The organism is Thermodesulfobacteriota bacterium (genome assembly GCA_040755095.1).
GTDB lineage: Bacteria > Desulfobacterota > Desulfobulbia > Desulfobulbales > JBFMBH01 > JBFMBH01.
In genome coordinates this window covers 1-21649 of sequence record JBFMBH010000064.1, presented here as the reverse complement: position 1 = coordinate 21649, position 21649 = coordinate 1, and the positions used below count along the sequence as shown (strand labels likewise).

Here is a 21649-nt window from a genome sequence, read left to right as displayed (position 1 = left end):
GCCAGGTGCCCGGGGCCGCCGTCAGGAACAGGCAAGGACTGCCGGGGAGACTCAACGGTCCGGCATTTTTTTCCGGCCGGTCAGGGCTGCGCTGTCTCCTCGGTCGGAGCCGGGTCCAGGAGGCCGAGGAGCCTGCTCACCGCCACGGCCTTGGCCTTCTCCAGCCTGGGCAGGACCTTGACCACCTGGTCGGTCTTCATGGCCAGGAAGATCTCGGCAACCGTGTCATCGGGCAGCTCGCTCAGGATAGGCGCCAGCTTGGCCGGGCTCATGGCGCTGTAGATCTTGATCAGGTTGCGGAAGCGGCTGTCCTGGACCGTGAACAGCTCGTCGAGCCGGGCCTGGATCTCCCCCTGCAGGGTGGCGAGCTGCCCGAGCTTGCCGTCGATCTCCTCCTGGAGGCTGGCCAGCTGCCGCTCCCGCTCGGCCAGCGCCGCCTCCCGGTCCGCCAGAGCCCGCTCCCGCTCCTCCAGGCTGCGGGCGGCCTGCACGCCGGCTGCCGCCGGATCGGCGGCCGGGGTGTCGCTGCCGGTACCGGTGGCGCTGCCCAGGGTGAGGCAGCAGGCAAGCGCCAGACCGGCCGCCAGCCAGGGCCCGGGACGACGACCGCGGCCGGGTGCCACGCCCCCCTGCCCAGCGGCGCGGTATGCCAAGAAGGCGTCTCGCCGCATCATGGGCTCACCTCCCCTGGCCCGGCATGGCGGAAGCGCAGGACCGCCATTGCATCCGCCTGCCGGTCCTGGTGCCGGCGCTCCTCCAGAAGGTACCGCTCCGCCTGCCGCTCCCGGAGCCTCTCCACGATCTGGCGCTCCTGGCGCCGCCGCACCAGATCGGCCCGGGCCTTGTCCACCGCGTGGGCCTGCACCTGGATGCGGGTCTCCTGCTCGCCCCGCAGGCGCTCGAAATGGCTGATGCCGTGCAGATAGAGCCGCAGCCGCACCACCGCCATCCCTTCGGCCTGCTGGATCTCCAGCTCCTGGCGCAGGGTGGCCAGGCGGCGGCCAATGGCGGCCAGCTCCTCCTGGAGCCCGGTCAGGATGTGGGCCTGCCGGCCCAGCTCCCGCTCCGCGGCGTCTTCCAGGTCCTGGCGGTAGCGAAGAAGGGTCTCCAGGCGGAAACGGAAGGCCATGGCATCGGCTCCTTCAACCCACCAGCTTGGCGAGGCTGGTGACCGCGTCGGCGAAGGTCACCCGTTCCTCCACCGGCTGGCGCAGATAGCGGTTGATCTTGTCGATCATGGCGATGGCCTGGTCGATCCGCTGGCTGGAGCCCTTGACATAGGCGCCGATGTTGATGAGGTCCTCGGAGCGGCGGTAGGTGGCAAGGGTGTCCAGGAGGCGGATCGCCGACTCCCGCTGCTTTTTGGGCACAATGTCGCTCATGCAGCGGCTGACGCTGGCCAGGACGTCGATGGCCGGGTAGTGGCCCTGGCTGGCCAGCTCCCGGGTGAGAACCACATGGCCGTCGACGATGGAGCGCACGGCATCGGCGATGGGCTCGTTCATGTCGTCCCCTTCCACCAGCACTGTGTAGATGCCGGTGATGCTGCCCTTGCCCTGCCGGGTGCCCGCCCGTTCCAGGAGCCGGGGCAGCTGGGCGAACACCGACGGGGTGTAGCCCCGGGCGGTGGGCGGCTCGCCGATGGCCAGCCCCACCTCCCGGCTGGACATGGCAAAGCGGGTCACCGAGTCCATCATCAGGATGACGTCCCGGCCCTGGTCCCGGAAGAGCTCGGCGATGGCGGTGGCGAGATACGCCCCCCTGAGGCGCACCAGCGGCGGCTGGTCCGAGGTGGCCACCACCACCACACTGCGGGCCAGGCCCGCCTTGCCCAGGTCCCGCTCGATGAACTCTCTGAGCTCCCGGCCCCGCTCGCCGATGAGGGCGATGACGCTGACATCGGCTGCGGTGTGGCGAGCGATCATGCCGAGAAGGGTGCTCTTGCCCACCCCGGAGCCGGCCATGATGCCGATCCGCTGGCCCTTGCCCAGGGTCAGAAGGCCGTTCAGGACCCGCACCCCCACATCCACCGGCTCCTTGATCCGCTCCCGGGCCATGGGGTTCTGGGGCTCGGCATAGAGGGGCCGCCAGTCGTCCACCACCAGGGGGCCGCCGTCATCCAGGGGCTGGCCCAGGCCATCCATGACCCGGCCCAGGAGGCTCTTGCCGACCGGCGCCAGGGCCTGCTCCGCCACCAGCCGCACAAGGCTGCCCGGCTCCACCCCCCGCATCTCGCCCAGAGGCATGAGCAGCACCGAGCCGTGCCGAAAGCCCACCACCTCGGCCAGGATCGGCGCCCGGCCCCGGCCGGCGGTCACCTCGCACAGGGAGCCGACCGCAATGCCCGGCCCCTGGCTCTCGATGACCATGCCGATCACCTGCCGCACCCGACCCTGGGCCGTGACCAGCCGGGCCTTCGCGACCTCCTGGGTCAAGCGGGCGAAATCCAGCATGCGGTCTTCCTCATGGCACTCGCATTCCGGGATGCTCATCCCGTCATGCCACCGCGACCATGTACCGGGATGTTCGTCCCGCCATGCCATCGCGACCATACACCGGGATGTAGGGGCAGCCACGGGGGGCTGCCCCTGCAACTGTGATCACCGCCCAGCGGCCAGCAGCCCGTCCACCAGGGCAAACAGCTTGTCCCGGCGGCTCTCCAGGGTGGCGTCCACGTCGCCGAAATCGGTTTCCAGAAGACAGCCGCCGGCCAGGACCGCCGGATCCTCCACCAGGTCCACGCGCTGGGTGCGGGCCAGAAGCTGGCTGGCATCGAGGCCGCCCTGCTGCAGCTGGGCAAAATCCTCCGGCGACAGATGGACCCGGACCACGGCGTTCTCCACCACATAGGCCTGGGCCGCATCCAGACAGGCGGCGATCACCCGGGGGCTCGCCGCCACCTCATGGAAGACCAACCGGTCCACCAGGGTCTTCACCAGGGTGACCAGATCCGCCTCGTAGCGGCGGTGCAGCTCCTGGCGGTCGGTATCGATCCGGGCCAGGAGCCTCTCGAGCCTTTGCACCTCCACCTCGTACTGCTTGCGGCCAAAGGCCACCCCGTCCTTCTCGCCCTGGGCGTAGCCCTTCTCGTAGCCATCCCGCTCCAGGCGGGCCCCCTCTTCCCGGGCCTTGGCCAGCATGGCCTGGAGCTGACGATCGACCTCCTCCCGGCGCCGGGCCAGCTCTGCCTCGTGATCCTGCTCCGGCTTCTGGGCTACCCCTTCCTGCCAGAACTGATCGAACGGCAGAAAATCCTCCGCCTCGCTGGCCGCAGCCCAGCCATGGAGATCCGCCGGCTGATCGGCCGGCGCCGCCTCGCGCCGGGTCTTGATGACGCTAGACATATTCCTCTTCGCCGCCCTTGCCCATCAGCTGGATCTTGCCCTCGGACTCGAGCCTCTTGGCCACCTTGAGGATCGCCTGCTGGGCCGCTTCCACGTCCCGGACCCGCACCGGCCCCATGATCTCCATGTCCTCTTTCAGCATGGTCACCGCCCGGGACGACATGTTGCGGAAGATCTTCTCCCGGAGGTCGTCGGACGCGGTCTTCAGGGCCAGCTTGAGGTCGTCGGTGCTGACCTCCTTGAGGATGGCCATGACGCCCCGGTCGTCGATGTTGACCAGGTCATCGAAGACGAACATCAGCCGCCGGATCTCGTCGGCCAGGGACTCCCGCTGCTCCTCCACCCCCTCCAGGATGCTGGCCTCCAGGGCGCGGTCGGCGTTGTTCAGGATCTCGGCCACCGCCGCCACCCCGCCCAGGGTCTGACCCTCCACCCCCTCCACGGACAGCAGCTCGTCCTGGAGCACCCGGTCCACCTCCACCAGGATCTCGGGGCTGACCTTGTCCAGCTCCGCCAGCCGCATCACCACCTCCACCTGGAGGTTCTCCGGCAGCTCGGCCAGGATGGAGGCCGCCTGGGCATGGTCGAGGACCGCCATCACCAGGGCTACGGTCTGGGGATGCTCGTTCCTGAGGAAGTTGACGAGCACCTTGGACTCCAGCTTGCGGGCCTTCTGGAACAGGGTCAGCTTCCAGTCGGAGCGGATCTCGTCCAGGATGGCGCCGGCCCGCTCCCCATCCCGGGCCTTCTTGAGGGCGGTCTCCAGGAGATCGTCCCCGGACAGATAGATGTCGTGGTCGCCATCCTCCATCCGGAACTCGGAGAGCAGGGCCGAGATGTCCTCCTTCTTCACCTGCTCCATCTTGGCCATCTGCCGGCCAACGGTCTTGATCTCGTCGTCATCCAGACGCTTGAACACCTCGGTGGCGAAATCCTCCCCCAAGGTGAGCAAAAAGATGGCGGCCTTCTCCGGACCGGAAAGGCCGCTGGCTTCCTTCTTGGGCATGGTCAAGCAACCTCAGGCAGGGTGAATCCTACTGGTATTCTTCCCGGAGCCACTTGCGGACCAGATCGGCAGCCCGATCCGGATCGGTCTGGGCCAGACGGTGCATACGCTCCTTGTCGGTGAGGGGACGCGCCTTGGGCAGGGCCGGCCCCTCCTCCACCTCGGCCGAGACCGGTGGCGCCGGCGGCACCTCGACCGGCACCGGCCGGGGAGCCGGCGCCTTGGCCAGGAGGACCCGCAGGAAGGGACGGATCACGAAGAGGATGAACAGGGCAGCGATGAGGACCGCAGCGACCGGCATGGCAAAGCGCTCTCCGAGACCGACGGCCACCTCCACCGGGGTGGGCGCGGCCTTCTCCATAGAGGCAAAGGGCAGGTTGACCACCTCCACCTGGTCCCCCCGCTCCTCATTATATCCTATCGCGTTCTTGACCAGGCTTTCAAACCGTTTCATCTCGTCGCTGGCCCGGGCCTCGTAGCGGGTCACCGGCTTGCCATCCTCCTCGGCGGTGCGGTAGGTGCCGTCCACCATCACCGCCACGGACAGCCGGCTGATGCTGCCGGTGGGGCCCAGGATCTGCCGGGTGATGCGGCTGATCTCGTAGTTGCGGGTGACGTTGTTGCGGAAATACGTGCGGCCGGCCACCGCACCGCTGTCCGCCTCCGCCGTGGTGGTGGCCAGGCTGCCCTTGACGCCGGGAATGCCGGCCGCCGGCTCGCCCTCCCCCAGGGTACGTTCGGTCAGCAGCTGCTCGGAGCGGACCGCCTGGCTTTCCGGATCGAAATTCTCCTCGGTGACGCTGCGGCGGGAGAAATCGACCTCGGCAGTCACCCGGGCCACCACCTTGTTCGGCCCCACCACCCCTTCGAGCATGTCCTCCACCTTCTTGCGCAGGACCTGCTCGATGCGGGTCTGGTATTCGATCTGGCTGGTGGAGGTGCCGGCGGTCTCGGCGTCCTCCTCCTTCTGGAAGAGGAGCCGGCCGTTGGTGTCCACCAGGGTGACGCCATCCGGGGTCATGCCCGGCACTGCCGAGGCCACCAGGTGGACGATGCTCTGGATCTGGGCCTTCTCCAGCCGGCTGCCGCCCCGGAGCTTGAGGCTCACCGAGGCGGTGGGCGGCCGCTCCTCCTCCACGAACAGCGACTCCTTGGGGGTGGCGATGTGCACCCGCGCTGTTTCCACCGCCTGGAACTGGCGGATGGTACGGGCCAGCTCCCCCTCCAGGGCGCGCTGGTACTGGAGGCGCTGGACGAAGTCCGTGGTGCCCATGCTGGTCTGGTCGAAGATCTCGAAGCCGACGCCGCCGCCCCGGGGCAGCCCTTCCCCGGCCAGGTTGAGCCGGGTCTCGTAGACCTGGGCCGCCGGCACCAGGATGGTGGAGCCCTCGGCAGCCAGCTGGTACTCGATCCGCTGCTCTTTGAGGCGGGCGATCACCCCGGCGGCGTCGTCCTGGGAAAGCCCGGAGAACAGCACCTTGTACTCGGTCCGGGTGCCGCTCATGATGATGGCCACCAGCCCGCCGATGGTGATGGCGAGGATGATGGCGCCGGTGATCTTCTGGGGCACGGTCAGTCCAGCCACGGTCTGGCCGAACTGGGATGCGATCTCCCGTGGTGTCGCCATGGGGGGCCAACCTCACAAAGAAGAAGAAACAGGAATCACAGCGGCAGCCGCATGATCTCCTGGTAAGCGGAGACCACCTTGCCCTGGACCTTGGTCAAGAGCCGGAAGGTGATGCTCGCCTCTTCCATGGCGATCATCGTCTCGTGGATGGTGCCGGTCTGCCCGGAGACGAGATCCCCCACCGCCGCCTCCGCCTGGTCACTCTTCTCCTGCACGGCGGCCACCGACTGGCGAAGGATCTGCTCGAAGGGACTGCCCGCTGCCCCCTGACTCACCCGTGACTGACTGCCGGGGCCGGGCAGCCCCAGATTGCCCACGCCCGGCATAATAGGATCGGCCATACCATCCTCCTTTACCGGCTGATATCCAGGGCCCGGAGCGCCATGGCTTTGACGCTGTCCAGGGCGGTGACGTTGGCGTCGTAGGCCCGCTGCGCCGAGATCATGTCCACCATCTGCTCGGCCACCTCCACGTTGGGAAAGCGGACGATGCCGTTCTCGTCGGCGTCCGGATGGCCAGGATCGAACACCTCCTTGAAGGCGGTCTCGTCCTCCAGCACCTCGGTCACCTCCACCTTGCGCAGCCGGCCGCGGGCGGTGTCCAGCACCTCACCGAAGGCCGGTACCGGCTCGGCCAGGGGGGTGGCCCGGAAGACCACCGACTTGGCCCGGTAGGGCCCACCCTCCATGGTGCGGGTGGTGTTGGCATTGGCGATGTTCATCGCCGTGATGTTGAGCCGGGCCCTTTCCGCGGTCAGGCCGCTCTTCGCGATCTCCATGGCGGTGAGAAAGTCCATCACTTGCCTCCTTCGTCGATGGCAAAGCGGATCCCTTCATACTTCTTGGCCATGATCCGGGCCGCCGTCTGGTACATGAGGTTGTTCTCGGCCAGCTTCACCATCTCCTCGTCCAGATCCACCGGCCCCTTCATGGCCGCCGGCTCCAGCCGCATGGCGGCAGTGGCCGGATCCACCTCCAGGTGCCGGGGATGGGTGGTATTGAGCGGCCGCTGGCCGGCCGTAATGCTGGCCATGATCCGGGCAAAGGGGAGGTCCTGCGCCTGGTAGCCCGGGGTCTCCAGGTTGGCAATATTCGATTGAATGAGCCCCTGCCGCTCCAGGCGCAGGTCCAGGGCGTGCCTGGTCAGGGCAAGGGATCCACCGAACAGGGAACGGATCGGCATGGCAGCCTCCTGGCCTCTGGGAGAGGTGGTATGGGTCCAATGGGTCCATAAGTCCTATAGGTCCTATAGGTCCCATGAGCTCAATGGGAATTATGGGAATCATGGGAGCTATGGGACGGCAGCCGGTCGTCCCGGCCAGACCGGCAGGTCTTGCCGGCTACACCAGAGCGTTAGCAAGCAGTATGCCAAAGACGCCGGGCGGCGGGGGCCTCCTGTGGCAGCCTTACTCCAGCAGGCCTTTTTCCCGGTATTCGTGGAGCTTGTTCCGGAGGGTGCGGATGGAGATGCCCAGGAGCTTGGCGGCGTGTGTCCGATTGTCGTCGGTCTCCCGGAGGGCCTGTAGGATCATTTGACGCTCTGCCTCCCACAGGTTGGTGGACCCGGCGGCGGGAGGCGGCGGGGAGGCGGCGGGCACCGGGCCGGGGGGCGGCGCCGGCTCGTCCCAGAGGTCGGCCGGGGTCAGCACCTCGCCCCGGGCCAGGAGCACCGCCCGCTCCAGGAGGTTTTCCAGCTCCCGGACGTTGCCGGGCCAAGGGGCCCGCCGCAGCCGATCCAGGGCGCCGGGGCTCAATGCCCGGACGTCTTTGCCATAGCGCTCGGCGAACCGGCGCAGGAAGTGCTCGGCCAACAAGGGAACATCGTCCGGCCGCTCCCGCAAGGCAGGCATGGTCAGGGGGATGACGCTCAGGCGGTAGTAGAGATCCTGGCGGAAGGTGCCCTCCTGCACCGCCTTGGCCAGGTCCCGGTTGGTGGTGGCCACCACATGGACGTCGATGGGGATGGGGCTGCGCCCCCCCAGCCGGTCCACCTCCTCTTCCTGGAGCACCCGCAGGAGCTTGGCCTGCAACGGCAGGGCGATCTCGCCGATCTCGTCCAGGAGCAGGGTGCCGCCATCGGCCAGCTCGAAGCGGCCTTTCCGGGTAACCGCCGCACCGGTAAAGGCCCCCTTCTCGTGGCCGAACAGCTCGCTCTCCAGAAGGCTCTCCGGCAGGGCCGCGCAGTTGACAGCCACGAAGGGGCCGTGGCGGCGGTCGCTGGCCTCGTGGATCAGCCGGGCCACCAGCTCCTTGCCGGTGCCGCTCTCGCCCAGGATGAGCACCGTGGCCTTGCTGGAGGCCACGGTCTGGGCCCGCTCCAGGACCCTAAGGAGCGGCTCGCTGCGGCCGATGATCGGCCGCGGCCCGCCCCGCTCGCCGCGGCGGCGCACCGCGGCGGTCGCCGCTGCCGGCCCTTCCAGCCGGGCCAGCACCCGGGCCACCGTCTCTTCGATCACCTCCACCGGGAAGGGCTTCATGATGTAGTCCGCTGCCCCCAGCTTCATGGCCTGGACCGCGGTCTCCACGGTGCCGTAGCCGGTGATCATCACCACCGGCAGGCTGGCATCCGTCTCGCGGATCCGGGCCAGGAGCTCCAGGCCGTCCATCTCCGGCATCCGGATGTCGGAGATCACCAGATCCGGCCGCTCCCGGGCCACCATCTCCAGGGCAAAACGGCCGTCCTCGGCCAGCAGGACGTCGTACCCTCCCCGGCGCAAGGCCTCCAGGAGGGCGAGCCGCATATGCTGCTCGTCGTCGATGACCAGGATCTTGTGACTGCGCTCAGCCATGCTGTTCGAAGGAAGCGGTCATAGGGTTGGGGGCCGGCAGCAGGATGCGGAAGGTGCTGCCGGCCGGGGAGCTGTCCACCTCGATGAGCCCCTGGTGGGCCTCGACGATCCGGTGCACCAGGGCCAGCCCCAGCCCGGCGGCCTTCTTCCGGGTGGTGAAGAAGGGATCGAAGATCCGGCCCAGGTGCTCGGGGGCAATGCCGTGGCCGCTGTCCCGGAAAGCGACCTCCAGCCAGGACGCCCCCCGGGGACCTCCGGGCAGAGTGCGGCTGGCGATCTGAATCCGGCCGCCCGCCGGCATGGCCTGCACCGCGTTCAGGAGCAGGTTCAGGGCCAGCTGGCTTAAGAGCTCCCGGTCGGCCAGGATGAGGGGGGTGGTGTGGCCCAGCTCCAGGCTCACCGCCACTGGCCGGCTGGCGGTGACCGCCGCCAGCTCCGCCGCCGCCTCGGCCAGCCAGTCCGCCACCGGCACCGCGGTTGGCCGCAGCTCCGGCAGGCTGGCGGCCGCCTGGTAGGTGTCGCACAGCCGATCCATGCTCCGCAAGGCCTGCTGCATGCGGTCCACCAGCGGCGCCAGATCGGGATCCGCCGCCAGCTCCCGCCGCAGCAGGGAGGCATAGAGGGCCAGGCTGCCCAGGGGGTTCTTGAGATCCTGGGCAATGGCCCCGGCCATCTCGGCCATGGCCGCCAACCGCCGCTCCCGGTCCGCCTGGATGCCGGCCAGCCAGGAGAGGGTCACGTCGTCCAGCACCAGACAGAAGCCGGCCACCCGCCAGAAGGGGCTCTTGAGGTCATGGCGGGAGATGGCGAGATGACGGCGGCCGCCGGCGGCGGGGGCATCCAGGCTGACGGTGAGCGCTCCGGCCCCGGCCGCAAGCGGCGCCAGGGCTTCCGGCCGCACCCCCAGCCGGCTGGCCAGCAGCTCCCAGCAGGAACGGTCCAGGATGTCGTCCGCCAAGAGCGTCCGGGCCCGGCCATTGGCCACCAGAACCCGGCCCTGGGGATCGGCCAGGATGATGGCATGGGGCAGGCCCTCCAGCACGGCAAAAAAGAAATCCCGCACCTCGCCTGCGGTGTCGAAGCGCAGGCCGGGGCGAGGCGGTCCCGGACGGCGGCTAGCGGCGGCCACGGAGCTGGGGTCCCATGGTGGCCAGGGTTTCGTCGATGTCCAGGCTGCCGAGGCGCACCCGGGCCAGCTTCTGCCACAGGGATGGCGGGCCGTTCGCGACCTTCTCGAAGAGCCGGCGGGCCTCCGGCCGCTCGTCGAGCTTGACCAGGGCGTCCCCCAGCCGGAGCTGCATGCCGGCTGCGGTCTCGTCCTCGGGGCCGGGCGCGGCCAGCGCCACCTGGTAGGCATCCCGGGCCGCGGCCCAGTTGGCGGCGGCAAAGAGCGCCCCGGCCAGCCGGCCGTACCAGTCGCGAACCGCCGCTTCGTCCAGGGCCCCCTCCTGCCGGTACTGGTCCAGGGCCTGCCGGGCCTCCGGCAGAGCACCGGTGGACAGCAGGAGGCCCACGTGGCCGGCCACCATGGCGGCCTGCTCCCGGGGCGCCGCCGGGGCGTTGGCCGCCAGATCGTAGTAGCGCAGGGCCCGGTCAGCGGTGCCGGCGCGCTCCTCCAGGATGCCGCTCAGGCGAAAGATCTCCGCCAGCTCCGGCCGACCCTGGTAGACCTCGGGCAGATAGGTCAGAAGGATGCGGGCCGCCTCCAGCTCACCCGTGGCCAGATAGACCTCGGCCCGCCGCAGGTAGAGATCCGTCAGATCGGCGTCGGACAGGGGCAGGGCCAGGGCCTCGAAGTAGAGGTCACTGGCCAGGCCATACAGGGTGAGGGCCTGGCAGGCCTGGCCAGCCAGGAAAAGGAGGCGGCCCTCGGGATAGGCGTGGATGTGCTCCCGCTCGGCCTGGTAGAGGTCATGCACCCCCTGGAAATCCTTGGCTGCCAGCATGGCCTCCATTCTGGCCACCAGCACCTCGCCGATGATCCGGACCGCTGCCGCTGCCTGCTCCGGGCTTGCGGCGCCATGGCGCAAGAAGGCGCGGCCCATATCCAGGGCGCCATCACTGTCATGGCGCCGGGCATAGCGGTGCATGAGTCCATAGCGGGCGGCCTGGGCCAGGGGATCACTCTGGTAGGTGGCCAGGAAGGTATCGTAGACCAGATCGCCCTCCGCCGAGTCATCCCGGCGGAAGAACGGGTCGCTCCCGGCACCGGCCAGGGCCGGGTCGTCCTGCAGGAGGGCCAGCCGCACCCGGCTGGCCGCCACCACCCGGGAATCCGGCGGCCCGATGGCCGCGGCCCGGGAGAACAGGCCGCGGCTGCCGGCCACGTCGCCATCGGCCAGGGCCAGCTCACCCAGGGTGGAAAGGATCTCGGCCGCCACCGCCGGCCGGTCCTCCAGGTTGAGGGCGTGGAAGAGCAGCTTCCTGGCGTGGCGGCCGTTGCCGGTGCGGGCGTGGGCCAGGCCCAGGCCCCGGAGGATATCCTGGTCCTGGCGATAAAGACCGGGCTGGCTGGCCAACACCTGCTCGTAGCGGCTGATGGCCCCGGCATAGTCCGCTTCGGCAAAGGCCAGGTGGCCAAGCCCGGCCTGGCCCAGGGCGGCCTGGGTGGGGTCGTCGCTCCGGCTCAGCTCCTGGTAGGCCTCCCGGGCCTCGTCCATCCGGTGCACCGCCAGCAGCACCCGGGCCCGCCACCACAGGCTGTGGGCGGTGATGGGATCGGAGGGGAATTTACGCACCACCAGTGTGAAATAGGCCAGCGCATCCCGGGTCAGCCCCATCTCGTAATTGGCCCGGGCGATGGCGTAGTAGGCGGCCGGCGCGTGCGGCGAATCCGGATAGTCGACGACAAAGGTGCGCATGAGCTCCCGCACCGGCGCCCAGTCGGTAGCCAGCCCCTGCTCGGTCCGCTGATGGCTGAGACTCGCCGCCCGCCACAAGGCCTCCGGCGCCAGCGGGGTGGCCGGATAGCGCTGGTAGAGGGTCAGCCAGTGCCGGACCGCGGAGTCCGGGTCCTGCTCCTCCAGGGCCGCCGTAGCCTGGGCCCAGAGCTTCTCCGGCCCCAGGGTTCCGGAGGCCGGCAGCTCCCCCCCCGCCTTTCCCCAGGTGCCGGCGACCAGGGTCACCACCACGAGGAGGCCCGCCAAACGTACCCACCAGCCGAAAATCATGACCGGCCATGCCCCCCGCAACCTTCCTGGCTCATCCTTCCGTCGCCGTCGCTCTGTGCGACTACAGGAGCCGGCATCGATGCTCCATCGGGGCAGCCGTTCAGCCCCCCTCCCACCCTCCCCCCGCTGGGGGGAGGAGACGTAGCGTGTCGGGATGCCTTGCGCTCCCTCCCCCAGCGGGGGAGGGCTGGGGTGGGGGCTCGGCTGTCCGGCCCCACCAGGATCCCTTTCGACGCCGACGGCACACCTCGTTACCGAAGCTGGCTAGCAACAAACGTTCCAGCAGGCCGCCCCCGCCCAGGCCCCCCGGCTGGCGGCTTTCGCCGCCGGCCGGAGCCGGAGGTCTGTCGGAATTCCGACACCCGGACAGCGGCCCGGCTCAACCGCCGGCGACCCTCTTTCCGGACAGGTTGTGCTTCTTGATCTTCTCCAGCAGGGTGGTCCGGTTGATGGTCAGGAGCTTGGCGGCCCGGTTCTTCACCCAGCCGCTCTGGTTGAGGGCCTGGATGATGAGGCGCCGCTCGAAGGAGGCCACCTCGTCGTTCAGGGAAAAGCCCTCGGCGGGAATGGCATCGATGGTGCGTGCCCGGCTGTCGCCGGCCAGAAGGATCCGCTCCGGCAGGTCCTGGACGGTCAGCCGGTCGTCGGCCGCCAGGATGACCATCCGCTCGACCACGTTCTCCAGCTCCCGGACATTGCCCGGCCAGGGATAGCGCAGGAGGTGACCCATGACCTCGCCGTCGACGCCGTCGATGGTCTTGCGCTTGGTGCGGTTGAAGCGCTCGATGAAGGCATTGACCAGGAGGGGCAGGTCGGAGAGGCGCTCCCGCAAGGGCGGCACCGGGATGGGGATGACGTTCAACCGGTAGTAGAGATCCTCCCGGAAGCGGCCAGCCCGCACCTCCGCCTCCAGGTTGCGGTTGGTGGCCGCGATCACCCGGAAATCGGAGCGGATGGTGCGGGTGCCGCCGATGCGCTCGAAGCGCCGGTCCTGGAGGACGCGCAGGATCTTGACCTGGAGGAGCGGGCTCATCTCGGCGATCTCGTCCAGGAAGATGGTGCCGCTGTCCGCCAGCTCGAAGCGGCCGATGCGGGTGCGGATGGCATGGGTGAAGGCGCCCTTCTCATGACCGAAGAGCTCGCTTTCCAGGAGCTCCGAGGGGATGGCCCCGCAGTTCACCGGCACGAAGGGACCGGTCCGCCGCCCCCCTTCGGAATGGAGGGCCCGGGCGATGAGCTCCTTGCCGGTGCCGCTCTCGCCCTCCACCAGCACCGTGGTGTCGGAATCGGAAACCTTGCGGATGAGAGCGAAGACCTTGCGGATGGCCTCGCTGGTGCCCAGGATGTTGGCGAAGCCCTGCTCCAGGTCCGAGTCCGCCTGGGGCCGCGGGCAGGGTCGGGTGGCCTGGCTGGCCTGGACGGCGGACAACGCGGCAGACAGCCGCTCCGGACTCACCGGCCGCTCCAGATAGTCGGTGCCGCCGCGCCGCAGCACGGTCACCGCCTCGGCCACCGTGCCCTTGTCGGCCACGGCCAGGGCCGGCACCGCCAGCTCCAGCACCCGCAGCTGCTCGAAAAGCTCCGGCCATTCCGGACACGCTCGCAGATTGACGACCAGGGCACCGAAGCCGCCCTCCCGCAGGATCTCCGCTGCCTGCACCGGATCCTCCAGCCGCACCGCCGGTATCCCTGCCGCGCCGAGGGTGATGGCCAGATCCGGACCGGGATCCTGGCCGTTGTCCAGCAGGATGACGCGCACCGCTTCCATGGCTCACCTGTCAGAAAGACTGGGCGAAAGGGGGACGGACAACAGATGTCAAATCTTACGACATTGCCGCCCCAATCTCCAGCAGGAGATGGCATATTTTCGGCGCTACCGCTCCTGCAGGAGCCGGAGGAAGGGAGGGCCAAACAGCTCCCACTTGCGGGGACCGACGCCGTGGATGGCCAGGAAGGCCTCCGGGCTCTGGGGCCGGCGACTGGCCAGCTCGTGGAGGGTGCGATCCGGGAAGACGACGTAGGCGGGAACCCCATGCTCCTCCGCCAGCTCCCGCCGCAGGGCCTTGAGGCGGTCGAAGAGCGCGCCATCCTCTCCGGCCAGGGGGGCGGCAGGAGAAGCCGGCCCGGCAGCGGCATGGGGGCGGCGGCGGCTGGCGGCCTGCTCCTGGGCCCGCTGCCGGACGGCCTCGCGGGCCTCGTGCAAGGGGTCAAGATCCTGACAGCGGTCGCAGGAGGCCTGGCAGGGCCGGATCGCTTCGCCGAAATAGCCGACCAGCCGCTGGTGGCGGCAGCCGCGGCCGTCGGCCAGGCGGTACATCTCCCGCACCTGGGCCCGTTGCCGCTCCCGTTCCCCTTCCGAGGCCTCGCCGGCAAACCGGTCCAGGATCATGACATCGGCCCAGGAGTAGAAGAGGATGCAGTGGCTGGGCAGGCCATCCCGGCCGGCGCGGCCGATCTCCTGGTAGTAGCCCTCCACGGACCGGGGCATATCCCGGTGCACGACGTAGCGCACGTCCGGCTTGTCGATCCCCATGCCAAAGGCGATGGTGGCCACCACCACGTCGATAGCGCCGGCCCGGAAATCATCCTGAACCCGGGTGCGGACCTCGGGCGGCAGACCGGCGTGGTAGGCAGCGGCCCGGCAGCCGTGCTCGGCCAGATGCTGGGCCGTGGCCTCCACCGCCTTCCGGGACTGGCAGTAGACGATGCCGCTTTTCCCGGGCCGGGACCCGACCAGGCGGCGGATCTGATCCCGCACCGAGCCGTCGGCCTGCTCGCCCTTCTTGTAGGCGCAGACCAGGAGGTTGGGCCGGAAGAAGGAGCCCCGGATCTCGGCCGGGGCCTCCATGCCCAGCTGCTCGATGATATCCTTTGTGACTTGGCGGGTGGCGGTGGCGGTCAGCGCCAGAATCGGCACCCGGAAGCGGGATTTGAGGCCGGAGAGATTGCGGTAGGCGGGCCGGAAGTCGTGGCCCCACTGGCTGATGCAGTGGGCCTCATCCACCGCCACCAGGGACAAAGACAGCCGCTCCAGGGCCCAGCCCACCGAGGCCTCGATGCCCTCCGGCGCGGCATAGAGCAGCTCGTAGCGGCCGGCCACCAGATCCCGCAGCCGCTGCCGCCGCTCCTCCGGCTCCAGGGTGGAGTTGAGGAAGGTGGCCCGGATGCCTTGCGCCTGGGCCGCGTCCACCTGATCCTTCATGAGGGAGATGAGTGGCGAGACCACCAGGGTGAGGCCGCCGAGGATCCTGGCCGGCAGCTGGTAGGTCAGAGACTTGCCGGCGCCGGTGGGCATGATGCCCACGCAGTCCCGGCCCGCCAGGACGGTGTCGATGATCTCCTCCTGGCCGGGCCGGAAGGAGGGATGGCCGAAGACCTCTGCCAGCACCTGCCGGGGATCCGGCCGCGGCAAAGCCGGCGAAAGTGGTGGCGCCGCCGCCAGGGCGGCACTGATCTCCCTGAGCACCGCCACGTCCTGCTCGCGGAAGGCGGCCGGCTCGGCGCGATAGACCTGGCGCAGCTCCTCCAGCCCGGCCACGATCCGCGCCCGGCTGGCGGCGGTGCTGATCCCCTGGTGGAACAGGGCCAGGAGATCCTCGATCTTCCCGGCGACGGCGGCAGGCTCGGCTTGACTCATGGCAGGCTCCCTGGCAGTGCCGCTGCGGCGGCGCAGGCCCCACTCTACGCCATGGCCGGCCCTTTGCCCAGCCCGGCCCCCGCGGCCTGCCGCCGGACCGCGGCGCGCCGGGCTCGGTCAGCGGCACTGCCAATTTACCTTGTAATTTTGCAGTGTCGCTGATAATTTTTTAGCCATGCCGCCCCTGCCTCGCACCATCCTGCCCGACCTTGTCCGGGCTAGCCAGGGCCGCGAGCCGGTGCTGGTGCTGACCGGCGCCCGCCAAACCGGCAAGACCACACTGGCAGCCGTCCAGCTGCCGGCCTTTCTGGAACAGCCCTTCGCCTATGTCTCCTTCGACGATCCGGACGAGCGCCACCGGTTTGGGGAGCACGGCGTGGCGCTCCTGGAGGGCTTCACCGCCCCCCTGGTGGTCTTGGACGAGGTGCAGAAGATGCCTGCCCTCTTCGAGCCCCTCAAGCTGGTGGTCGACCGCCGCCAACTGGCCGCCAAACCCGGGGGGCCGACCTTCCTGCTGACCGGCTCCTCCCAGGTCCTGCTCATGAAGGGCGTCCGGGAAACCCTGGCTGGCCGGGTGGCGCTCTTCAATCTCGACCCCTTCTCGCTGGCCGAGGTAGCCGGCAGTCCCGAAAAGCCACTTCTGACCGCCCTCTGGGCCGGCGAAGCTGACCTTAAGGAATGGGCCTTTCGGAGCGCCCGCCTGGCGCCGGACCGCCGGCGCCAGCTGCTGGCTATCCGGGACCGCCACCGGGAGCTCGGTGGCTACCCCCCGGTCTGGCAGCGGGAGGATCCGGCAGACTGCCTGCGCTGGCTGCGCAACTACCGGGCAACCTACCTGGAGCGGGACCTCGCCGACGTGGGCCAAGTGGCCAACCTCGTCACCTTTGCCCGGGCCCAGAAGCTTCTCGCTGCTCGCACGGCCCAGCTCCTCGCTGTCAGCGACCTGGCGCGGGACCTGGGCCTGGCGGCGAACACGGTCAAACGCTACCTGGACCTGCTGGCCATGACCTTCCAATGCACCCTGCTGCCGCCCTTCTTCCGGAATGTGGGCAAGCGGCTGGTGAAGACGCCGAAGCTCTACTGGAACGACACCGGCCTGTGCCGCGCCATCCTGGGGGATATGGCCCTCACCGCCGGCGCCGCCTATGAAACCTGGGTTCTGGGCGAGCTGCGCAAGGCGACGATCCGTTTCCCACTGCCGCCCGAGATCTGCTTCTACCGTACCAGCGCCGGCATGGAGGTGGATGTCCTTCTGGCCGGTGGCGGCCGCCTTCTGCCCATGGAGGTGAAGGCCGGCGCCACGGTGACCGCCGCCGACGCCCGCTCGGTGGAGCAGTTCATGCGGGAGCACCCCGAGGAGGCCGGCATCGGGCTCGTCATCTACCCGGGCAAGGAGATGCGGCAGCTCCGGCCTGGCATCTGGGCCGTGCCGGACTGGCTGCTCTTTGCCGGGGTGTGAGGCGACCGGCTGGGGTGGTCCGGCCACCGTTTGCCTGCAAGCACCGCGATGCAACTCAACGGCATTCCTTTCAGACCTGCGTCCGCCGCTGTTTTTGCAATCCAAGTCTTGCGCCAAATCTGTGCCTGTTCCGTTGCCATACATTTCTTCAATATCATGAGTGGACCCAGCCTCACGCAAGAGATCAGGAGAGGCTATTCCGTCGATTCCGGCAGCTCGAGCAGGAACCGCCATGCCGGGACCACTTCGATGGTCCCGCCACCGGCCTCGATCCGCTCGTCCTCGTTTCGGGTCACGATGGTGCCAGCGGTGAGGCCCAGCTCGGCCATTGCCTCGATCAAGGCCGCGGTTTCCCGTTTCCGCGTCTGCGGTTCGCGAAGAGACTGGCACACCTGGACCAGCAGCGGTGGCCGGCCGCGCCGGGGGACAACAAAATCGACCTCCCGGCCGGCCCTGGTCCTGTAATAGCAGATTTCCTGGTACAGGCGTCGAAGGGCGGTGAACACGAGGTTCTCCAGGAGATGGCCGGAGTTGACCAGGATTCCGGACGATACCGAGGTGACCAGTGCGTGATCGATGCAGTAGACCTTCTTCGGATTGGTGTTGCTGCGGGCGAGGGACGGGTCGAACAGGCGCACGGTGAACAGGAAATAGGCGTCCTCGAACCATTCCAGGTAATCCGCCACCGCGGACTTCGGAGCCTTGTGGCCCAGTGACTTGAGATGTAACCGTTCACCAGGGTAGCTGGTGAACGGTTACGCCGCCGGTGCCGGGCCATGCGGGAGAGCAATGCCGCCGGCCCCGCACTGCCGCGGGTCCATAGGTCTTGGGCCACCGGTTGAAATCTGGTAACCTCATCCCGCTGTCAACTGAGAAGCTGCCAGCCGCGCCACCGCGCGAGGATGCCGGGTCTCAACGATGCCCGCGGCCGGAGGTGGACCGCACTGCAGCCCGGATCTGGGGGCTGATCCAGGACGCCGGCCACGAGACCAGGAAGAGGACTTCGCGGCCTGACCGCCGGCCGCGCGGCAACATGTCGGGTTTATCCAGAACGTGGGTGACGGAGGGGTATCTGACCGATTATAGAGTAGCGCATGATCCCCCGGAGGTGAGGCCCCATGGCGACCGCTGAACAGGTGAAAGCGCTCATAAGAAGCCACGCGGAAGGCGATGACTCGCGGTTCTACTCCATCGCCTTGCAGGTGGCTGCAGGAGCCGCTCGAAGTGGCCAGAACCGTTTCGCCCAGGAGCTCCGGGATGTCATCGACTCGGCGCAGCAGGCGCAAACCCGACGTCCGACCCGACCAGTACCGGTTACCCAGCCTCGCGGGGAGCTGGCCGGCCTGTTGTCGGCTGGTTACCCGGCGACGAGAATGGCCGATCTGGTCCTGGAGTCCAGGGTCCGCGAGCAGCTGGTACGGGTACTTCTGGAGCAACGGCAGCAGGACCGCCTGCGGGAAAGTGGCTTCCGGCCCCTCCGCAAGCTTCTCCTCCTCGGCCCTCCCGGTACCGGCAAGACCCTGTCCGCAGGGGCTCTCGCCGGTGAGCTGCACCTGCCGCTCTTCACCATCAGGCTCGACGGGTTGATCACCAAGTACATGGGAGAAACGGCTGCCAAGCTGCGGCTCGTCTTCGATGCCCTGGCCCAGACCCGCGGCGTGTACTTCTTCGACGAGGTGGACGCCCTGGCCGGCGAACGTGCCAGGGCCAACGATGTCGGTGAGATTCGCCGGGTGCTCAACTCCTTTCTCCAGTTCCTGGAGCAGGACGATTCGGAAAGCGTCCTCGTCGCTGCCACCAACCACCCCCGACTCCTCGACCGGGCGATGTTCCGTCGCTTTGACGCAGTCGTGGAATACCCGCTGCCCACCAAGGAGGTCGTGCGGGACGTCATCCGCAACCGGCTCGCGAACATCGGTCTCGGGGAGATCGCCTGGGGACAGGTCGAAGACGCGGCCGAGCAGCTGAGCCACGCCGAAGTCACCCTCGCCGCCGAGCGCGCCGCCAAGGACGCCATCCTCTCCGACCAGAACGAGGTCACCACCGCGGCCCTGGTGGCGGCGCTCAAGGAACGGCACACCGGCACGCACGCTTAACCCCCCCCGCAGCATGGCACTCAGAGATCGCCCCCACATCTTCGTTCCGTACGGAGCTCAGTCCGAGCCCTTCAGGCCACCGCCACGGAAGATCGAAGGTCGCACCCATCCTGGCCCAACCGACAGGCGGACGCATGGCGGCCGATTGTCTTCAGAGCTGGAGGCCGCCAGCGCCGCCGCCTTGGCACGCCGTGCCGAAAGTGCCGTGGAGATTCCGGCGCGCAGCGCAGGAATCTACGTCACCTTCGAGAGTTTCCCCGACCTGGGCCTGGCCCTTGAGTCACTCGATCCGCTTCGGGGAAAGCGGCACCCGGAACTGCTCTCTGTCCACCCCGCCCAGGAGGACGGTCGAGTCATCGAGAAGGCGACGGTCTACATCCCCGACGGCACGCTCGGCCACTTTCTCACGCGCCTGCATGCGTATGTCGAGACGGCCGGCCTCGAAAAACCGCGGCATCGGCAACTCGTGGACAGCATCCGGCGTATCGGGCTTTCCTCCCTGCGAGAGCTGTGGACCGACCATCCAGACACCTTTCCGGCGGGGTCCGGTGTCGTCTGGTGGGAGGTGTGGCTCCGCCGCGGTGACGGCCAGGAGATCGCGAGGCTCGGGGAGTTCGCCGCCGGGGTGGGCGCCCGTCTTGGACCCAGGATTCTGGAGTTTGCGAACCGCACGGTGGCCCTCATCGAGGCAAGCCCAGAACAGCTGGCGCAGGCCCTTGACGTTCTCGACCACCTTGCTGAAATTCGACAGCCCAGGGAGCCGGCGACCGTCCTTGCGGCAGAGCCCGCAGCTGAACAGGCGCAGTGGGTGGCAGACTTGGCTGCCAGGACCACGCCGGCACGGGCCAACGCCCCAACCGCCTGTATCATCGATACAGGCGCACACCAACCGCATCCCCTCCTCACCCACTCCCTTGCGCCGGCCGACTGCCACGCCTGTGACCCGGGTTGGAAGAAGGACGATCATCACGGGCACGGGACAGAGATGGCTGGGCTCGCTCTCTACGGGGACCTGGGAGCCGCATTCCTGTCCAGCGAGCCGATTCGCTTACGCCACCGGCTCGAATCGACAAAGATCCTTCCGCCACCGCCACGGGTGAACACGGCTGACAGCTACGGTGCGCTCACGGCCACCTGCGCGAGCCTGGTGGAGATCGCTGCCCCAAATCGCCGCAGGGTTTTTTCGATGGCCATCTCAGCAGACTCTGAGCTGGAGCCTCGGGACCGCACCCTTGGGCCTGTGCTTGGCCAGCCGTCTTCCTGGTCAGCGGCGGTGGACGCCCTGGCGGCCGGTCTCAGTATCGACGCCAGCGCCTCACGGGTGACCTTTCTCGATGCCGATGAGAACGCGCACCGACTCTTTCTACTCGCAGCGGGCAATGTCGATCAGTTCGAGACGGACCATCTTGCCAGGAGCGACCTTTCCCCGGTGGAAGACCCTGGCCAGGCCTGGAATGCGATCACGGTCGGGGCATACACGGAGCTGGACACGATTGACGGCGATCCGGATTTCACGGGCTGGACGGCCGTGGCGCCCCGAGGCGAGCTGTCGCCCCACAGCCGCACCTCCGTGACCTTTGCCAGGGCGTGGCCCATCAAGCCTGACTTGGTGCTGGAGGGTGGAAACATCGCGCAATCCCCCGCCGGCACCGACTTCGATACGCCGGACTCCCTGCAACTCCTGACAACACGAGCCCCCCTTCGTGGCAGCACGCGACTCCTGACCGTCTCCGGCATGACCAGTGCCGCGACGGCTCAAGTCGCTGGCATGGGAGCCTCGATTCTGGCCGAATACCCGGGACTCTGGCCGGAAACGCTCCGGGCGCTCATTGTGCACTCGGCGGAGTGGACCCCTGCCATGCGTCAGCAGTTCGAGAAGGCGCGGACCAAGAGGGACCGCGTCCTGTTGCAGCGTCGTTACGGAATGGGCGTGCCCGACCTTGGACGCGCTACCCGAAGCGCGAAGGACTCCCTGACCCTGATCGTGCAGGACGTGATCTCCCCCTACGACACCCAGGGGAGGATGCGCGAGATGCATCTCCACCAACTCCCTTGGCCGACCGAGGCGTTGTTGGACCTGGGCGCGGCGGATGTCAGGCTCCGAGTTACCCTGTCCTACTTCATCGAGCCCAATCCGGGCGCTCGCGGTTGGGTCCGGCGGTACAGCTACGCGTCCCACAGCCTCAGGTTCGACGTGCGCCGCCGGAGCGAATCGAGGGACGAGTTTAGGAAGAGGATCAACGACAAGGCGTTGGCCGAAGAGGAACGGCGGCCGACCAGCGAGTCAGATTCTGGCGAGTGGTTTTTCGGCACCGACAGCCGAGTTGTCGGATCCCTGCATACGGACATCTGGCAGGGGTCGGCAGCCGACTTGGCGTCCCGGGGAGCGATCGCCGAGGGAGCTGCGGCTTCTGGCGCTGATCGACGAGGAGTACACCCGCCGGCCGTTTTACGGGAGCCGGCGCATGGTTCGGTACCTGAGGGGGCTCGGGTTCGAGGTCAACCGCAAACAGATCCAGCGC

17 protein-coding genes and 2 pseudogenes are annotated in these 21649 nt (G+C 68.5%); 4 read left to right on the top strand and 15 right to left on the bottom strand.

From position 1 onward, the window contains the following. Window positions 1-80 precede the first annotated feature (80 nt). The 14 genes from AB1634_10840 to AB1634_10775 all read right to left on the bottom strand — a co-directional run bounded on the left by AB1634_10840 (window position 81) and on the right by AB1634_10775 (window position 15572). Window positions 81-674, bottom strand: coding sequence for a hypothetical protein (locus tag AB1634_10840; GenBank protein ID MEW6220015.1), 594 nt, complete (start codon window positions 672-674; stop codon window positions 81-83). Further along, complete coding sequence (gene fliJ, locus AB1634_10835; GenBank protein MEW6220014.1) at window positions 671-1129, bottom strand: flagellar export protein FliJ; 459 nt, start codon at window positions 1127-1129, stop codon at window positions 671-673. Before fliJ ends, AB1634_10840 begins: the two co-directional genes overlap by 4 nt. A gap of 13 nt (window positions 1130-1142) precedes the next feature. Beyond that, window positions 1143-2453 (bottom strand): FliI/YscN family ATPase, encoded by a 1311-nt coding sequence (locus tag AB1634_10830; GenBank protein ID MEW6220013.1) that lies wholly within the window; start codon window positions 2451-2453, stop codon window positions 1143-1145. Between the two features lie 147 nt (window positions 2454-2600). Beyond that, window positions 2601-3344 carry a FliH/SctL family protein gene (locus tag AB1634_10825; protein ID MEW6220012.1) on the bottom strand — a complete coding sequence of 248 codons (744 nt, stop codon included), beginning with the start codon at window positions 3342-3344 and terminating at the stop codon, window positions 2601-2603. Further along, window positions 3337-4350, bottom strand: a complete 1014-nt coding sequence (fliG, locus tag AB1634_10820; GenBank protein ID MEW6220011.1) for a flagellar motor switch protein FliG — start codon at window positions 4348-4350, stop codon at window positions 3337-3339. Before fliG ends, AB1634_10825 begins: the two co-directional genes overlap by 8 nt. A gap of 28 nt (window positions 4351-4378) precedes the next feature. Further along, complete coding sequence (fliF, locus tag AB1634_10815) at window positions 4379-5977, bottom strand: flagellar basal-body MS-ring/collar protein FliF (protein MEW6220010.1); 1599 nt, start codon at window positions 5975-5977, stop codon at window positions 4379-4381. 35 nt (window positions 5978-6012) lie between these two features. After that, window positions 6013-6318, bottom strand: a complete 306-nt coding sequence (fliE, locus tag AB1634_10810; GenBank protein MEW6220009.1) for a flagellar hook-basal body complex protein FliE — start codon at window positions 6316-6318, stop codon at window positions 6013-6015. 11 nt (window positions 6319-6329) lie between these two features. After that, a complete protein-coding gene (flgC, locus tag AB1634_10805; GenBank protein ID MEW6220008.1) occupies window positions 6330-6773 on the bottom strand; it encodes a flagellar basal body rod protein FlgC in 444 nt (147 codons plus the stop codon). Continuing rightward, window positions 6773-7159, bottom strand: coding sequence for a flagellar basal body rod protein FlgB (gene flgB / locus AB1634_10800; GenBank protein ID MEW6220007.1), 387 nt, complete (start codon window positions 7157-7159; stop codon window positions 6773-6775). The genes flgC and flgB overlap by 1 nt, the downstream gene beginning before the upstream one ends. Window positions 7160-7382: 223 nt before the next feature. After that, on the bottom strand, window positions 7383-8765 hold the full coding sequence (locus tag AB1634_10795) for a sigma-54 dependent transcriptional regulator (protein ID MEW6220006.1): 1383 nt from the start codon (window positions 8763-8765) through the stop codon (window positions 7383-7385). Beyond that, the gene (locus AB1634_10790) at window positions 8758-9894 is read right to left on the bottom strand and encodes an ATP-binding protein (GenBank protein ID MEW6220005.1); all 1137 of its coding nucleotides are present in this window, start codon (window positions 9892-9894) and stop codon (window positions 8758-8760) included. The genes AB1634_10795 and AB1634_10790 overlap by 8 nt, the downstream gene beginning before the upstream one ends. Further along, on the bottom strand, window positions 9881-11911 hold the full coding sequence (locus tag AB1634_10785) for a tetratricopeptide repeat protein (protein MEW6220004.1): 2031 nt from the start codon (window positions 11909-11911) through the stop codon (window positions 9881-9883). The genes AB1634_10790 and AB1634_10785 overlap by 14 nt, the downstream gene beginning before the upstream one ends. A 403-nt stretch (window positions 11912-12314) precedes the next feature. Then, window positions 12315-13703 (bottom strand): sigma-54 dependent transcriptional regulator, encoded by a 1389-nt coding sequence (locus AB1634_10780; protein ID MEW6220003.1) that lies wholly within the window; start codon window positions 13701-13703, stop codon window positions 12315-12317. A 105-nt stretch (window positions 13704-13808) separates the two neighbouring features. Beyond that, window positions 13809-15572, bottom strand: a complete 1764-nt coding sequence (locus tag AB1634_10775; GenBank protein MEW6220002.1) for an ATP-dependent DNA helicase RecQ — start codon at window positions 15570-15572, stop codon at window positions 13809-13811. 175 nt (window positions 15573-15747) lie between these two features. Between AB1634_10775 and AB1634_10770 the strand changes: the two genes are divergently transcribed. After that, window positions 15748-17031: an ATP-binding protein gene (locus AB1634_10770; protein ID MEW6220001.1), complete on the top strand. Its 1284-nt coding sequence runs from the start codon at window positions 15748-15750 to the stop codon at window positions 17029-17031. A 194-nt stretch (window positions 17032-17225) separates the two neighbouring features. On the opposite strand, the gene AB1634_10765 is transcribed toward AB1634_10770, so the two are convergent. Continuing rightward, a complete protein-coding gene (locus AB1634_10765) occupies window positions 17226-17717 on the bottom strand; it encodes a DUF4143 domain-containing protein (protein MEW6220000.1) in 492 nt (163 codons plus the stop codon). Between the two features lie 432 nt (window positions 17718-18149). Between AB1634_10765 and AB1634_10760 the strand changes: the two genes are divergently transcribed. From AB1634_10760 to AB1634_10750, 3 genes and pseudogenes are all read left to right on the top strand, one after another. Next, window positions 18150-19127: an ATP-binding protein gene (locus tag AB1634_10760; protein ID MEW6219999.1), complete on the top strand. Its 978-nt coding sequence runs from the start codon at window positions 18150-18152 to the stop codon at window positions 19125-19127. A 13-nt stretch (window positions 19128-19140) separates the two neighbouring features. Continuing rightward, window positions 19141-20997: pseudogene (locus AB1634_10755) on the top strand (S8 family peptidase). 538 nt (window positions 20998-21535) lie between these two features. After that, a pseudogene (locus AB1634_10750) lies at window positions 21536-21649 on the top strand (IS3 family transposase).